At 41.6% G+C, this 15,062-nt stretch carries 12 protein-coding genes and 1 tRNA gene; 4 read left to right on the plus strand and 9 right to left on the minus strand.

All coding sequences use genetic code 11. The features are described from left to right. On the plus strand, positions 1-855 hold an 855-nt coding region (locus ACE1EF_RS05490), incomplete at its 5' end, for a T9SS type A sorting domain-containing protein (RefSeq protein WP_375719622.1). Between the two features lie 78 nt (positions 856-933). Next, positions 934-1,815 (plus strand): MerR family transcriptional regulator, encoded by an 882-nt coding sequence (locus ACE1EF_RS05495; RefSeq protein WP_375719623.1) that lies wholly within the window; start codon positions 934-936, stop codon positions 1,813-1,815. A gap of 91 nt (positions 1,816-1,906) precedes the next feature. On the opposite strand, the gene recQ is transcribed toward ACE1EF_RS05495, so the two are convergent. The 7 genes from recQ to rsmA form a co-directional block, all read right to left on the minus strand. Next, positions 1,907-4,090 (minus strand): DNA helicase RecQ, encoded by a 2,184-nt coding sequence (gene recQ / locus ACE1EF_RS05500; RefSeq protein ID WP_375719624.1) that lies wholly within the window; start codon positions 4,088-4,090, stop codon positions 1,907-1,909. Positions 4,091-4,187: 97 nt separating this feature from the next. Further along, complete coding sequence (gene clpX, locus ACE1EF_RS05505) at positions 4,188-5,405, minus strand: ATP-dependent Clp protease ATP-binding subunit ClpX (RefSeq protein WP_375719625.1); 1,218 nt, start codon at positions 5,403-5,405, stop codon at positions 4,188-4,190. A gap of 18 nt (positions 5,406-5,423) precedes the next feature. Further along, on the minus strand, positions 5,424-6,107 hold the full coding sequence (gene clpP, locus ACE1EF_RS05510; protein ID WP_375719626.1) for an ATP-dependent Clp endopeptidase proteolytic subunit ClpP: 684 nt from the start codon (positions 6,105-6,107) through the stop codon (positions 5,424-5,426). Between the two features lie 111 nt (positions 6,108-6,218). Further along, on the minus strand, positions 6,219-7,568 hold the full coding sequence (gene tig, locus ACE1EF_RS05515; protein ID WP_375719627.1) for a trigger factor: 1,350 nt from the start codon (positions 7,566-7,568) through the stop codon (positions 6,219-6,221). A gap of 78 nt (positions 7,569-7,646) precedes the next feature. Beyond that, positions 7,647-7,728: transfer RNA gene (locus ACE1EF_RS05520), tRNA-Leu, on the minus strand. Between the two features lie 103 nt (positions 7,729-7,831). Further along, complete coding sequence (mgtE, locus tag ACE1EF_RS05525; protein ID WP_375719628.1) at positions 7,832-9,178, minus strand: magnesium transporter; 1,347 nt, start codon at positions 9,176-9,178, stop codon at positions 7,832-7,834. A 14-nt stretch (positions 9,179-9,192) separates the two neighbouring features. Beyond that, the gene (rsmA, locus tag ACE1EF_RS05530) at positions 9,193-9,966 is read right to left on the minus strand and encodes a 16S rRNA (adenine(1518)-N(6)/adenine(1519)-N(6))-dimethyltransferase RsmA (protein ID WP_375719629.1); all 774 of its coding nucleotides are present in this window, start codon (positions 9,964-9,966) and stop codon (positions 9,193-9,195) included. Between the two features lie 99 nt (positions 9,967-10,065). Between rsmA and ACE1EF_RS05535 the strand changes: the two genes are divergently transcribed. Then, complete coding sequence (locus ACE1EF_RS05535) at positions 10,066-11,070, plus strand: lysylphosphatidylglycerol synthase transmembrane domain-containing protein (protein ID WP_375719630.1); 1,005 nt, start codon at positions 10,066-10,068, stop codon at positions 11,068-11,070. After that, positions 11,057-12,016, plus strand: coding sequence for a hypothetical protein (locus tag ACE1EF_RS05540; RefSeq protein WP_375719631.1), 960 nt, complete (start codon positions 11,057-11,059; stop codon positions 12,014-12,016). Before ACE1EF_RS05535 ends, ACE1EF_RS05540 begins: the two co-directional genes overlap by 14 nt. Here ACE1EF_RS05540 and ACE1EF_RS05545 read toward each other — a convergent pair. Beyond that, complete coding sequence (locus ACE1EF_RS05545) at positions 11,964-13,868, minus strand: polysaccharide biosynthesis protein (RefSeq protein ID WP_375719632.1); 1,905 nt, start codon at positions 13,866-13,868, stop codon at positions 11,964-11,966. The two genes, ACE1EF_RS05540 and ACE1EF_RS05545, sit on opposite strands and share 53 nt — an antisense overlap. Before the next feature lie 43 nt (positions 13,869-13,911). Beyond that, positions 13,912-14,964, minus strand: coding sequence for a 6-phosphofructokinase (locus ACE1EF_RS05550; RefSeq protein WP_375719633.1), 1,053 nt, complete (start codon positions 14,962-14,964; stop codon positions 13,912-13,914). Positions 14,965-15,062: the final 98 nt, after the last annotated feature.

Consider the following 15,062-nt stretch of genomic DNA (forward strand, 5'->3'; position numbering starts at 1 on the left):
GACAATTTTGCGTTCAGAAATGCAACTCCATTCATTGACCTCAGAGCAGGTGTCCCAACTTCCATTGATATTGCACCGAAAAACAGTGCTTCGGCAGATGAATCGCTTTACAACCTGACAACAACACTGGAGAATAAATCGTATATACTGGTAGCCAACGGTATCGTTAGTCCTTCAGGATATGAGCCTGCAACTCCGTTTAATATTTATGTGTATGATATGGCGATGGAAACTGCACCCGAAGGTAAAACCAATGTGATGGTTTTTCATGGTGCCACCGATGCTCCCACTGTTGACGTGGTGGAAACATCTGTTCCGGCAGGAACCATCATTGACGACATGGCCTATGGGGAATTTACCGGCTACCTTGAACTGGGTACCATGGATTACATCCTTGATGTACGGGATGAAACAGGGTCAACCACAGTTGCCTCCTATTCAGCTCCCCTGCAAACGCTTGGTCTGGGTGGCTCTGCACTAACCGTTCTGGCCTCGGGATTTCTCAATCCTGCCGTTAACAGCGATGGACCAGCATTCGGATTGTATGTTGCACTGCCTTCCGGTGGAGAACTGGTAGAACTGCCTGTTAATACTTCAACCTCTGTTCAAAGTGTAACGGATGTTGCACTGAAAACCTACCCCAATCCAATCCATAACAGCTTCACTCTGCAAAGCAATAAACCAGTTAAACAAATAGAGATTTATAACCTATCAGGAAAACAGGTTTACACAAAGATGAATGTTTTATCCCGGGTTATCAGAATCAGTTCTGAAGAACTTAAAAGCGGCTATTATATGCTCAATGTGCAATACGAAGACAACAGCAGGGACACGATGAAGTTAATCAAGGAGTAAAATTCTGACAAAGAGTTAAACATTTTGTTTAACTCTTTGTTGTTTTTATTAAACATTTTTCATTATCTTTGTATGAGCATGTCAAAGACGTATACCATAAAAGACATTGAGGCTTTAACTGACATTAAAGCACATACGATACGCATATGGGAACAGCGGTATGGGATAGTGCATCCTGACAGGACGGATGGGAATTCCCGAAGATATTCAGATGAGCAATTGAAAAAAATCATGAACATTGCTTTTTTGAATAAGAGAGGAACCAAAATCTCTCACATTGCCAGGATGAGTAACGATGAAATGGCTGAAAAAGTACGCCGTTTTAATAAACCCGATTCCAACAACATAGATATAATTGATCAGATCATTACTGCTGTACTGGATCAGGATGATGTTGTACTTCAATTACTTTTCGATCAGTCGGTAGACCTGCTTGGAATGGAGGAAGCTATTAATATTATCATAAGGCCGGTGATGAAACAAATTGGTGTATTATGGCAGACCGGTACTATTGATACAACCCAGGAACATTTCCTGTCCAATTTTGTCCGACAAAAAATAATAACTGCAATTGACGGACTTCCGGCACCATCAAAACGGCATACATTCATCCTTTTTCTGCCGGATGAAGAACTGCATGAGCTTGGACTGTTGTTCTACAATTACATATTAAGGTCTATGGGATTTAAGGTGATCTATCTTGGACAGTCTGTTCCGCTCGAGGACCTGAAAATGTATCATCACATACGTGATTTTGATATTTTGCTGACTACAAAAACATCGTATATCCTTGAAGAAGAGCTCCAGAAGCTTGTTGATGACATTAGTCAGACTTTTAATAAAAAAATATTACTTATTTCGGGATTGCAATTCGAAAACAAACAAATACAGTTTCCTCCTAATGCAAAGTTTTTCAGGAGTGCTGACCAACTAAAGAAATTAATCAACCATTTGCAGTAAAATCCAATTTACAACGAAAACCAAAGCCTCCGAAAGGAGGCTTTATTTTTTTCCCTTAACGCAAATAAAACAACAGCATTTCTGTTCCTAATCAATTTCCTAATTCGGAAAGGAACTTTATCCTGATCATCCGGATATCTTCTTCAGAGAATTCATCTTCACCCAATTCATCGAGGGCAGCCTGTATATCATCAGTTTCAGCATCTTCTTTAAAGTAGAGAAACGCATCTTCCACGTGGTCCTCATCCATCACCTCTTCGATATAATAGTTTATATCCAGTTTGGTTCCTGAATAAACGATAGACTCAATTTCGGCCAGCAGAGCACCCATTTCCAGACCTTTGGCATCGGCAATTTCATCCAGTGGTAATTTGCGGTCAATACTCTGTATGATATACACCTTTAGCTTACTTTTATTGGCAATGCTTTTTACAACCAGATCGCTGGGACGTTCTATCTCATTTTCTTCCACATGGCGCTTAATCAGCTCCACAAAATCTTTACCATAACGACGCGCTTTACCGGCTCCAACACCAGGCATATTCTGCAGTTCCTCAATGGAGATTGGATAGTTGGTGGACATAGCCTCCAGTGAAGGATCCTGAAAAATAACAAATGGTGGCAGGGACTGCTTTTTGGATATATGTTTTCTTAAATCCTTAAGCATGGAAAAGAGCACCGGATCAACAGACGATGTTCCACCCCCACGAATACCGGGTTCATCATCGTCATCTTTGTACTCATGATCCTCTACGATTCTGAATTCATAAGGTGCTTTAAGATATTCATGACCTTTTGCCGTAACTTTCAGCAAGCCATAGTTCTCGATCTCCTTGTCAAGAATACCCTCAATCAATGCCTGTCTTATTGTTGCGGCAAATAACTTCGGATCTGTATCGGAAGCCGATCCATAGATATCCAGCTTATGATGCTTATAGGACTTTACAGCTGCATCATCTTTACCAACCAGCACATTAATGACATGCTCTGCCTTATACCTTTCATTAAGCTTTATTATGGCATTTATCACCTGAATCAGGTACTCACGACCATCAATCTGTTTCTTAGGATGTATGCAGTTATCGCAGGTATGACAATTATCTTCTTCATACTTTTCACCAAAATAGTGAAGGAGTACTTTTCTGCGACATAAAGATGACTCAGCAAATGCAGATGTTTCAAGCAGTAACTGCTTTCCGATTTCCTGCTCAGCCACAGGTTTACCCTGCATAAACTTCTCCAGTTTCTGAATATCCTTGTAACTGTAAAACGTAATACACTGTCCTTCTCCGCCATCCCTTCCTGCTCGTCCTGTTTCCTGGTAATAACCTTCAAGGCTCTTTGGTATATCATTGTGGATCACAAAGCGAACATCGGGCTTATCAATTCCCATACCGAAAGCTATGGTTGCCACAATTACATCCACCTGTTCCATCAGGAATGCATCCTGATTTGCGGAACGTGTTGCAGGATCAATACCCGCATGATAGGGCAGAGCCTTAATGCCATTCACCTGGAGTGTTTCAGCAAGCTGTTCCACCTTTTTACGGCTCAGGCAATAAATTATACCCGATTTACCTTCATTATTCTTAATAAACCTGATGATCTCCTTTTCGGTATTAACCTTCGGACGTATTTCGTAGTATAAATTCGGGCGGTTGAAGGAAGATTTAAACACCCTGGCATCAAGCATGCCCAGATTCTTCTGAATGTCATGCTGAACCTTTGGCGTTGCTGTTGCGGTCAGGGCAATAAGAGGTGCAGTACCGATCTCATTAATAATGGGACGAATGCGCCGGTATTCAGGCCTGAAATCATGTCCCCACTCCGATATACAGTGGGCCTCATCTATGGCGTAAAACGACACCTTAACATTTTTCAGAAAAGCGATATTATCTTCCTTGGTTAACGATTCGGGCGCCACATAAACCATTTTGGTTTTGCCCGAGAGTATATCTGTTTTAACCTGCTCCAGTGCTGAACGTGAAAGTGACGAATTCATAAAATGAGCCACCCCGTCTTCAGAACTGAAGGTGCGCATGGCGTCCACCTGATTCTTCATTAAAGCGATCAGGGGCGAGATTATTATCGCCGTTCCTTCCATCATCAGGGCCGGCAACTGATAACATAAAGATTTACCTCCACCGGTTGGCATCAATACAAACGTATCGTTCCGGTCAAGTACATTATGAATTATTTGCTCCTGATTACCCTTAAATGTTGAAAAACCAAAATGAGTTTTTAAAGCAGTATAGAGGTCTCTATGTTCACTCATTCCCAATAATATATTAAAGCCTTAAAACAAAGTTAAAAAAACTATGGTTATATGCAAGTTTTCAAGACATTAATAGTCTTATAAATAACAGCTTACATTAAGCCACCTTCAGCCGGTTTTTATTCATGTTCCCCAGCATTTTGCGGGCAAGTGCTACCGTTACTTTCAGTGTTTTCTGTGGTTTGGAAGGGATTTCGAACATTGCATCCATCATTATCGTCTCAGCGATAGAACGCAGTCCTCTTGCTCCCAACTTGAATTCAATGGCTTTATCCACAATGTAATCCAGTGCGGCTTCTTCAAATACCAGTTTTACCCCGTCCATTTCAAAGAGCTTAACATACTGCTTTGTAATGGCATTTCGTGGCTCAGTCAATATCTGTCTTAAAGCTTCCCGGTCCAAAGGATCAAGATAAGTCAGCACCGGCAGACGTCCGATTATTTCAGGAATCAGGCCGTACGATTTTACATCCTGAGGAGCAATATACTGAAGCAGGTTACTGCGATCAATTGTTTCATTGCCTTTTGCTGCAGCATAACCGATAGCCTTGGTATTAAGCCTGTTGCCTATGTGCCGGTCAATGCCGTCGAAGGCACCACCACATACAAAAAGAATATTTTTTGTATTGACAGGAATCATTTTCTGATCCGGATGTTTTCTTCCACCTTGAGGGGGTACATTTACAACCGAACCTTCAAGCAGTTTCAACAATCCCTGCTGGACACCTTCTCCGCTGACATCCCTCGTGATGGATGGATTATCGCTCTTTCGGGCTATTTTATCAATTTCATCAATAAAAACAATCCCCTTCTCAGCCGCTGCCACATTATAATCCGATGCCTGTAACAACCGTGTCAGAATGCTTTCAATATCCTCACCCACATAGCCGGCTTCGGTCAGAACCGTGGCATCAACAATGGTAAACGGTACTTTTAAAAGTTTGGCAATAGATCTTGCCAGAAGTGTTTTCCCCGTTCCTGTGGGGCCAACCATTAATATGTTGGATTTTTCAATCTCCACTTCATTATGATCGGTCTGCATAATCCTTTTGTAATGATTATACACTGCAACCGAGATGTATTTTTTAGCTGCTTCCTGGCCAATAACATACCCATCAAGAAATGCCTTGATTTCTGCAGGTTTGGGCAGGTCTTCCCTGTGGAGATCAAAATCCCCTCCTGAATTCACCTCTTCTTTAATAATATCGTAAGCCTGTGTAATACAGAAATCACAGATATGTCCGTCAACTCCTGCAATCAACAGATTTACATCTTTCTTTGGTCTCCCGCAAAAAGAACACTTCTCTACTGCCATAATTAATTTCTCAGATTATTACTTCTTATCTTTTAACCGAAATAAAACTTCATCGATCATACCATATTCCTTAGCTTCTTCTGATGTCATCCAGTAGTCACGATCGGAGTCTTTTTCGATCTTTTCGTAAGGATTTTTAGAGTGATCAGCGATGATCTGGTACAATTCTTTTTTAAGTTTAAGGATCTCACGGGCAGTGATCTCAATGTCTGATGCCTGACCCTGTGCCCCGCCCATTGGCTGATGGATCATTATCCTTGAGTGTTTCAGCGCTGAACGTTTGCCATCGGCACCGGCAGTAAGAAGGACCGCACCCATGGACGCTGCCATACCGGTACATATCGTTGCTACATCAGGGCCTATAAACTGCATGGTATCATAAATACCCAAACCGGCGTAAACCGATCCACCGGGTGTATTCAGATAGATTGAAATATCGCGTGTGGAATCTGTGGAATCGAGATACAAAAGCTGAGCCTGTACCACATTGGCCACATAATCATCAACGGGCAGACCAAGAAATATTATCCGGTCCATCATTAAACGTGAAAACACATCCATAGATGCAACATTCAACTGTCTCTCTTCTATAATTGTTGGAGAGATATAACTGCTTGTGATGTCAGCATATTGGTCAAATGCCAACCCGTTCATTCCAAGATGACGGGTAGCAAATTTTCTGAAATCGTTGTTTTTATCCATTTTTCATCTTTTTTCCGAAACTCAAAGTTAACTATCTTTTCGCAGAAAAATAAAGGGTGCTCTTATTTAGAACACCCTTTAAGATTAATTTGCATTTAAAATGCTGTGTTTTTATTTAACAAGCTCGTTAAAAGCATCGAGTGTAATCTCTTCCACATCCAGCTTAACCAACTCTTTTACTTTATCAAGAATTTTGTTTTCAAACGCCCGTTCACTGATATTTCTGCTTTGATCCTGGTTTTTCAGAATTTCCTTTGCATAATTTTCCAGGTGTTCATCCGGAACATTCGTCATGCCATACTGAGCAAACTGCGACTGTGCCACTTTTTTGGCATAGCTCATTATATCGGCTTCCTCCAGTTTAATTTCATTTGCCCTGGCAATAGCCCCCTTAACCATATTCCAGCGCAGATCTTCGAGGAACATCGGAAATTCTTTCTCCAGCTGTTCATCGGTGAGTTCTTTATTCGTAGCCACAACCCAACGTTTCAGAAAGGCTTCAGGAAGCTCTACATCCTTAACTTTATCGACAAGTTTGTCTTTAGCATCCAGAAGGAATTTATAGTCGCTGTTGCTGATCAGGTTTTCTTTAATCTCATCAGCAATACGTTTACGCATTTCCTCTTCTGTTATGCCTTCATCCTCAGGATAGATCTGTTTGAATAAATCTTCGTTGATCTCAGCCTGTTCAAAATGAGAAATCTCGTTAACGGTAAAATTAAATTCGCTGTTAAGATCTGCAACTTCTTCCTTTTTGATATTGAGAAGAGAACTTACTTCGGCATCATTTTCAAAAGCAGTTTTGGGGTTGAACCGAATGGTTTTTCCTTTAACCTTACCCAGAAATTCCTTTTTCAAATCCTCCACAACCACTCTTTCGGGTGAAAGCACCACATTTTTGGCTTCAATGCCACCTTCAAGTGCATTTCCGGCTTCATCAAGCTGAACCAGATCACCTTTCAGCAGATCCTTCTCCTCCGCTTCTTCCACATCAACCTGTTTGCCAAAACGTGAACGGTAATAGTCCACCTGTTTGTTGATCAGCTCATCATCAACTTGAATATCGTAGTACTTCAGTTTTTCTCTTTTTGTCAGTGAAATTTCCACTTCAGGAGAAATTCCGATATCAAACTTAAACTCAAACGATTCCTGATTATCAAAATCAATGGTCTCCTGGTCTTCGCTTGGCAGCGGATCACCTAAAACCTGAAAATCGGCCTCTGAAAGGTATTTATTCAGCTCATCAGACATGAGCTTATTCACCTCGTCAAACAGCACTGCCTTACCATACATTTTCTGTATCAGCGAAGCAGGTACCTTGCCCGGTCTGAATCCCGGCACATTGGCTTTTTTGCGATAGTCTTTTAATACACGGTTTACGTTCTCCTCGTAATCAGATTTTTCGACGTTGAGTGTAATCACTGCATTAACGTCATTGATGTCTTGTTTTGTGATATTCATCAGATGATAGTTATTATAAACAACCGTAATGTAAAAAAACCGCCTGATAACCATACAGGTAAGGCGATTTTTTTCATGTGCGGACGAAGGGACTCGAACCCCCACACCTCGCGGTACTAGATCCTAAGTCTAGCGCGTCTACCAATTTCGCCACGTCCGCAATTTTCGGAGTGCAAAGATAGATTTTCTTTACTTAAAAATGCAAATTTTACCCCACTTATTTTTCGAAATTATTCGGAAGTCTGAAAAGGTGTATCTGACTGCTAACCAAAAAACTGCCCGCTGATGGTCATATAAATAAAAAGCCCCACAATATCGTTCATGGTTGTAATGAAAGGGCCGGTAGCCAGTGCCGGGTCAATTTTTAATTTATGCAGCGTCAATGGAACTATTGTGCCCGACAGGGAGGCAAAAATGATAACCGAAAACAGGGATATACTTACGGTTAACGCAAAATCAACACCTTCGTTAAAAAAAAAGTTATAACTGAAAATCAGTGATGACAGGATAACAGCATTAATTAATGCAACAGAAATTTCTTTAAACAGCTTGAACAGTGTCCTGTCAAAAATATTTACTCCGGCGGCAATATCTTTCACGATAATGGCAGACGACTGAATTCCGACATTACCGCCCATCGCAGCAATCAGTGGTATAAAAAATGCAAGACGATGATCAAGGTGGAGATTACCTTCATAAAGTCCAATAACAAGCGCACTGCACACACCACCAAATAAACCGATCAAAAGCCACGGGATTCTTGCCCTGGTGAGCCGGATCACTTTATCCGATGCTTCCACATCCTGCGAAATACCCGAAGCCATCTGGTAGTCACGGTCAGCTTCCTCACGGATCACGTCTACCACGTCATCTACTGTTATTCGTCCAACCAAACGCCCTATACCATCCACTACCGGCAAAGCAACAAGGTCGTACCGCTCAATGATCTGCGCCACCTCCTCACTCGGCGTATCAGTCTTCACGCTGATGGGTTCCTTTTTCATGACATGCTTAACCTTTGAAACAGAAGGGCTCAGCAACATCTTTTTTAAAGGCAGAACACCGGTCAATACCCTGGAATCGTTCACCACATATATATAGTATACCTCATCCACCTCTATGGCCTGTTTGCGCATCTCCTTCAAACAGGTTGGCATACTCCATTCTTCATTCACAGCAATAAGTTCCTTGGCCATCAGACCACCTGCCGTATCCTCGTCGTAATTCAGAAGATCAACAATATCACCGGCCTGTTCCAGGTCATCAATGTGCGAGAGAATTTCCTCCTGTCTTTCCTCCTCCATCTCCCCGATGATATCAGCAGCATCATCGGAATCCATATTATCAATAAACTGCCGGGCAATGACCTCACTTGGCAGCACTTTCAGGAACTTTTGGCGATCGTCATCAGTTAGCTCGATCAGAACATCTGCAGCTTTTTCACCATCAAGCAACAGATAGAGAAACCTGGCCTCCTCAATGGACAACTCATCGTAGATATCTGCAATATCAGCTGCATGCAGCGATTCCATCATCTTGAGTGCCTGTTCCTCATCACCAGCCTCAATAATCTCCTTCAGTTTATCAATATATTCCCTGTTTAGCTCCATGCCTCTACAATAGTTTAAGTCTGTTTTTCGACCGCGGAGGTTAAAAATACAAAATCATTTACAGTTAACTGCTCCGGCCGCAGATTAAATATTTCGATTCGGGTTATTTGATCATCAGGATTAAAAAAAGATTTCAGTGAATTCCGCAATGTTTTTCTGCGCTGATTAAAAGCAGCTTTCACCACTTTTAAGAATAAATCCTCAGAACAATTCAGCTTCTTCACATCGTTCCGGGTCAATCGTATTACTGCCGATTTAACTTTTGGTGGCGGTGTAAACACGCCTTCATTAACGGTAAACAGGTATTCAATATCATAGTAAGCCTGTAAGAACACACTTAAAATGCCATAATCCTTATTTCCGGGTCCGGAAGCAATGCGTCTGGCCACCTCCCGCTGAAGCATACAAACCACTTGAGGCACAGAATCTCTGGCCTCCAGGACCTTAAACATAATCTGCGAAGAGATATTATATGGAAAGTTTCCGATGATACTGTAAGGCACATCAAATATTTGGGAAATATCAAGTTTTAAGAAATCATCACTGATGATATTTCCCCTTAGATCCGGGTAGGTTTCTGACAGATACTCCACTGATTCTGTGTCAATCTCAACGACCTTAAGCTTTCTGTTTCCGGCCAGATATTGAGTAAGGACTCCCATTCCGGGGCCAATTTCCAAAACAGGAACATCTGCAGGTGTATTTAGACTGTCAACGATGCGTTTGGCTATGGATGTGTCATTTAAAAAATGCTGACCCAAATGCTTTTTTGCCCTGACTTTTTGCATTATCAGTTATTCAATTAGGACGATTAATAAGAATTCTTAATTTTGTGCCGTGGGATACCTTGGCAAAGGTAACAGATTATTAACTAAAGCTGTGATATTTTGAAAAAAAGACTACTGAACGCACTTAAATTCATTGTATTTCTGGGAATTGGTGCAGGTCTTCTGTGGCTCTACTATAAAGATGCCAACAAAGAACAAATGTTGGCAATCATTAAAAATGAATTCAAAATCGGTTGGATTATCGTCTCTTTGCTTTTGGGACTGATAAGCCATATCAGCAGAACCATCCGCTGGAAATTACTCATAGAACCCACCGGTGTTAGTCCGAAACTAAAGAATACTTTCCTTGCCGTAATGATTGGATATTTTGCCAACCTGGCTCTCCCACGTATGGGTGAAATAGCGCGATGCGGCGTCCTGAGTAAATACGAAAAAGTTTCATTCTCCACATTGGTGGGGACAGTGATGTTTGAGCGTGCCATTGATATTGTTATTCTTCTTATCATCACTCTTATTGCCGTTATATCTGAACACAATGTATTTATCCGCTACATTGATGCACACCCGTCAGTTAAGGAAGCCATTGCCGGCTTTATTTATTCACCCTGGCTCTGGGTAGCCATTGCCGGACTCATTCTGGCCTTTATTGCAGCACATTTCTTTTTAAAAAAATCAAAAGGATATACCAGAATCAAGCAGATCCTTCTACAGATTTGGGAAGGCATCAGTTCCATAAAAAAAATGGAAAAAAGAGGGTGGTTTATTTTTCACTCCATCTTCATCTGGTTCTGTTATTACCTGATGAACTATGTCTGCTTCTTTGCGTTTGATTTCACGTCCTCTTTTGGCCCTATGGTTGGACTGTTTGTATTTGTAATGGGAAGCTATGGCATGGTGGCACCGGTTCAGGGTGGATTCGGCCCATGGCATGCACTTACAATTTCAGCCCTCGTCCTTTTTGGCGTCAAAGAAACACCTGCAGAAACATTTGCACTTGTCGTTCACTCTTCTATGACACTGATGATTATTATTGTAGGTTTTATCTCAGTTATTGTACTTCCGCTGGTGAATAATAAAAAAAGTAAAGAGATTGCAACGGCATAAGGTAATTCGCACTGTTAAACTTATTACTGCTATACTGGCATGGGGTTTTCTATGCTATAAAATCCTGACATTCCAACACTGGAACACACTCAGTTTATTCACCCTGAATGTTCAACAGATCGTGTTACTTTTATTGGTGATCCTGCTCATGCCTCTGAATATTTTCCTCGAGTCCTGGCACTGGAAGTTTTCTGTTTCCGGTGTCACATACATTCAATTTCACACGGCATTAAAAATAGTGTTGGGTAGTTTAATCCCTGCCATGGTTACGCCAATGAAAATAGGTGAGTGGCCCGGGAGAGCAAGTTTTTTTTCGCCTGAATTACGCAAAGAGGTAACAGCGGCAGCTACACTGGCCGGGATTGTAAAGACCGTTTCTCTGAGTCTTTTTGGGACGTTGTCACTCATTATCATTTTCACCTCCGGTCATCAGTTCAGGCCGACGACCATAGTGACAGGCCTGACCATTCTTTTCTTTCTAACCCTTTTATTTCTGTGGTCCGGAAGTCTGTTCAAACGTATATTGAACCATAAATTTTTCCGCCAATCAGCATCTGAGATTCGGGTCGACTGGCTGAAAGGTAAATTCAGAATAAAGAGTCTTGGCATTGCAGGTTTAAGAACCCTTGTTTTTTATGCACAGTTTGCTTTAATGATCCACATTGTTTTACCTGATGCTTCACTTTTGCAATATGCTTTATGGATCCCGGTTTATTTTATGATCCTGACTTTTATACCCGCCTTTTCCCTGGCAGATCCGGCATTGAGAGGATCGGTAGCTATAGTACTTTTTTCAGGTATTACAGGTGATGCTGCCCTGATAGGTATTGCAGGAATGATGCTGTGGTTTATTAATAACTTACTGCCTCTGATCAGTGGCACAGTAGTTTGGTTCAGGAAACCTTCGTTTTCGTATCAAGCTGTTCGTAAACCGAATTCTTACTGATAAACTCCGGAACAATTTTTTTCATCGATTTAACGATTTCCATTGTATTGCCTTTATCCGTTATATCGTAAAGCTGGTGAAGATCCATTTTTGCTTCTTCAAATGCATACTCCCTCACTTTTGCAATCATAATCCTTGAATGGTAGGTTGGCAGTGTATTCTCGCTCACATTCAGCAGTTCTTCGTAAAGCTTTTCTCCCGGTCGCAAGCCGGTATACTCAATCTCAATATCCCTTTCAAGAATCAGCCCCGACAGTTTAATCATCTTTTTGGCCAGCTCGGCTATTTTGATGGATTCGCCCATGTCAAAAATAAAAATCTCTCCTCCTTTTCCCATAGCTCCTGCTTCCAGTACCAGCTGACAGGCTTCAGGAATAGTCATGAAAAACCGAGTGATTTCAGGATGAGTAACGGTAACCGGGCCACCACTTTCAATCTGCCGTCTGAACCGCGGTATGACCGAACCATTTGATCCAAGAACATTTCCAAACCGGGTTGTAATATACCGTGTTTTGCTCAGCTTGTTCAGGGATTGAATGTATATTTCAGCAATGCGTTTCGACGCTCCCATAACGTTTGTTGGATTCACGGCTTTATCTGTAGATATCATGACAAACCGGTCCACACCGTATTCATTGGCCAGGTCGGCAAGAATCTGAGAACCCAGCACGTTATTCTGGACCGCTTCAACCGGATGAAATTCCATCATCGGAACATGCTTGTATGCAGCCGCATGGTAAACCACATTTGGCTTATACCTGGCAAATATCTTTCGCATCATCGGTTCGCGGGTAATATTACCAATAACCACTTCAAACTTTTTAAACCGGAGTTGTTCTTCCAGTTCAAGCTGAATGTCATAGAGCGGTGTTTCAGCCTGATCAACAAGAATAATCTTTTCAGGGTTGAACCGGGTAAGTTGTCGGACCATCTCACTGCCGATAGATCCTGCAGCACCTGTTACCAGGATACATTTGCCTTTTACCTGTTCTGATATATTTGATTCATCAAGCTTAATCGGATCACGTTCCAGTAAATCCTCAATTCTGATCTTCCTGATCTGGTTATAGCTTAGCTCACCCTTGGCCCAGTCACTGGCTTTGGGCACTGTAAGTGTTTTAATATTGAGTGACAGAGCTTTTTCAATCAGTTCTTTTTTAAGGTGATTATCGATTGTATCATCTGCAAAAAGAAGTGTATTGATATCATGTTCTTCCGCAATGGACTCAAAACTGGAGTAATGAAAAATCTCAACCCCATCAATCTTCTTTCCTACATTCCGGCGGTTATGGTCAATAAATGCAACAATATTGGCAGCTCCACCCAATTCGCGTTCATAGGTTTGTTTAACGATAACACCGGTTTGTCCGGCACCGAAAATCACCACATCCTGGTGCCGCTCCTCACTGGCCATCAGCTTCCAGTAAACACCCTTAACCATGACCCTGGTGGAAATCATCAGGAAAGCCACCAGAAGAAAGTCGATCAGTATAACCGAAAAAGGAAAGAGGAATTTCCCTCCAAAGACGCCGTTCGAAAGGACGTTTACAAACATGATGGCTGCAGAACCGATGAGCAGCACAAGCAATATACGCTCGGTATCCCGAAAGGTGGCGTATCTTACAATACCGGCATATATTTTTGAAATAACAAAACTAAGCGCTCGGATACCTGTAACAACAAGTATACCATAAAGCATATAATAGTCCTGTTGATCCGGTATCTGAAAATTATAGCGCAGCAAATACGCAAATGTAATTGCGAATACGCTGAGAAAAACATCAAAAAGAAATACGATCCAGCGTGGTGTATTCGTTTCTGAAAGGTTCATATTACCGGGTAATACCATCATCTTTTATAAGTGAAACAGCGCTACAAAAGTAATATTAATCCGGTTAAACCGTCCGTTCTTTTTCTTTTTCACCGGTTTTAACCTTTTCTCCAAAACAAACGCCCATGCGGCGTCCCTGCTCTATCAGCGGATCGTCGTGCTGTACCAGGTGAAGTTTTCCGGCGACTTCACTCAGTGGAATTGAACTAATTTTTCCATCGATCAGTGCAACCATCTGTCCGAATTTTTTTTCATGGATCAGTTCCGCAGCATGACCGCCAAACTCTGTTGACAAAATTCTGTCATAAGGTGAAGGCGATCCTCCGCGTTGAATATAACCCAGTACGGTCTCACGTGTTTCCAGGTGCGTTTTGGACGTAATCTGTTTGGCAATATACCGACCTGCGGGTTTATTGTTTGGCGTTTTTATTCCTTCGGCAACGACCACAATGGAATAGGGCTTTCCTTTTCTGGAACGATCTTTTAACGTTTTGCACACCGTGTTGATATCATACTCAATTTCCGGCAATAGTATAATATCACCACCGGATGCCATACCTGAGTGCAGCGCCAGCCAACCCGCATGATGCCCCATTATTTCTATTACCATAACCCTTTTATGAGAATTGGCTGTTGTATGTAACCTGTCTATGGCCTCTGTTGCAATATTTACAGCAGAATCGAAACCAAAAGTTACATCTGTACCCCAGATATCATTATCAATTGTTTTGGGAATACCAACAACATTCAGCCCCTCTTCTGCTAAAAGACTCGCGGTCTTCTGAGTGCCGTTACCACCAATACACACCAGACAATCCAGCCCCAGATTTTCATAATTCCGTTTGATAGCCTGTGGCTTATTGGCCACAATATCATCTTCCATTTTTTTAAAGGGCTTTTCCCTCGATGTGCCGAGTATAGTACCCCCAAGCGTTAAAATACCTGACAGTTGCTTCTCTGACAGGTCTATATAATCGTTATAAAGTAATCCACTAAATCCGTTATTTATCCCAATAACCTCCATGCCATACTGAACAATGGCAGTTTTTCCCACACCTCTTATCGTGGCATTTATTCCGGGGCAATCACCCCCGGCAGATAATATTCCTATCCTCATAACCTAATGTTTTAACAACACAAATTAACAAATAATGATTTATCTTCAAAACTAATCCATACGGTTTTTTGTGTATCCTTATTTAATTAAATTGCATA

The organism is Quyinboa sediminis (genome assembly GCF_042219855.1).
Lineage (GTDB): Bacteria > Bacteroidota > Bacteroidia > Bacteroidales > UBA5342 > JBHJHP01.

Excerpts from the sequence above, each read along its gene's own strand:
- ACE1EF_RS05550 (WP_375719633.1), bottom strand. The coding sequence starts at position 14,964 with ATGAGGATAGGAATATTATCTGCCGGGGGTGATTGCCCCGGAATAAAT.
- tig (WP_375719627.1), bottom strand. The coding sequence starts at position 7,568 with ATGAATATCACAAAACAAGACATCAATGACGTTAATGCAGTGATTACA.
- mgtE (WP_375719628.1), bottom strand. The coding sequence starts at position 9,178 with ATGGAGCTAAACAGGGAATATATTGATAAACTGAAGGAGATTATTGAG.
- clpX (WP_375719625.1), bottom strand. The coding sequence starts at position 5,405 with ATGGCAGTAGAGAAGTGTTCTTTTTGCGGGAGACCAAAGAAAGATGTA.
- recQ (WP_375719624.1), bottom strand. The coding sequence starts at position 4,090 with ATGAGTGAACATAGAGACCTCTATACTGCTTTAAAAACTCATTTTGGT.
- clpP (WP_375719626.1), bottom strand. The coding sequence starts at position 6,107 with ATGGATAAAAACAACGATTTCAGAAAATTTGCTACCCGTCATCTTGGA.
- ACE1EF_RS05545 (WP_375719632.1), bottom strand. The coding sequence starts at position 13,868 with ATGATGGTATTACCCGGTAATATGAACCTTTCAGAAACGAATACACCA.
- ACE1EF_RS05495 (WP_375719623.1), top strand. The coding sequence starts at position 934 with ATGTCAAAGACGTATACCATAAAAGACATTGAGGCTTTAACTGACATT.
- rsmA (WP_375719629.1), bottom strand. The coding sequence starts at position 9,966 with ATGCAAAAAGTCAGGGCAAAAAAGCATTTGGGTCAGCATTTTTTAAAT.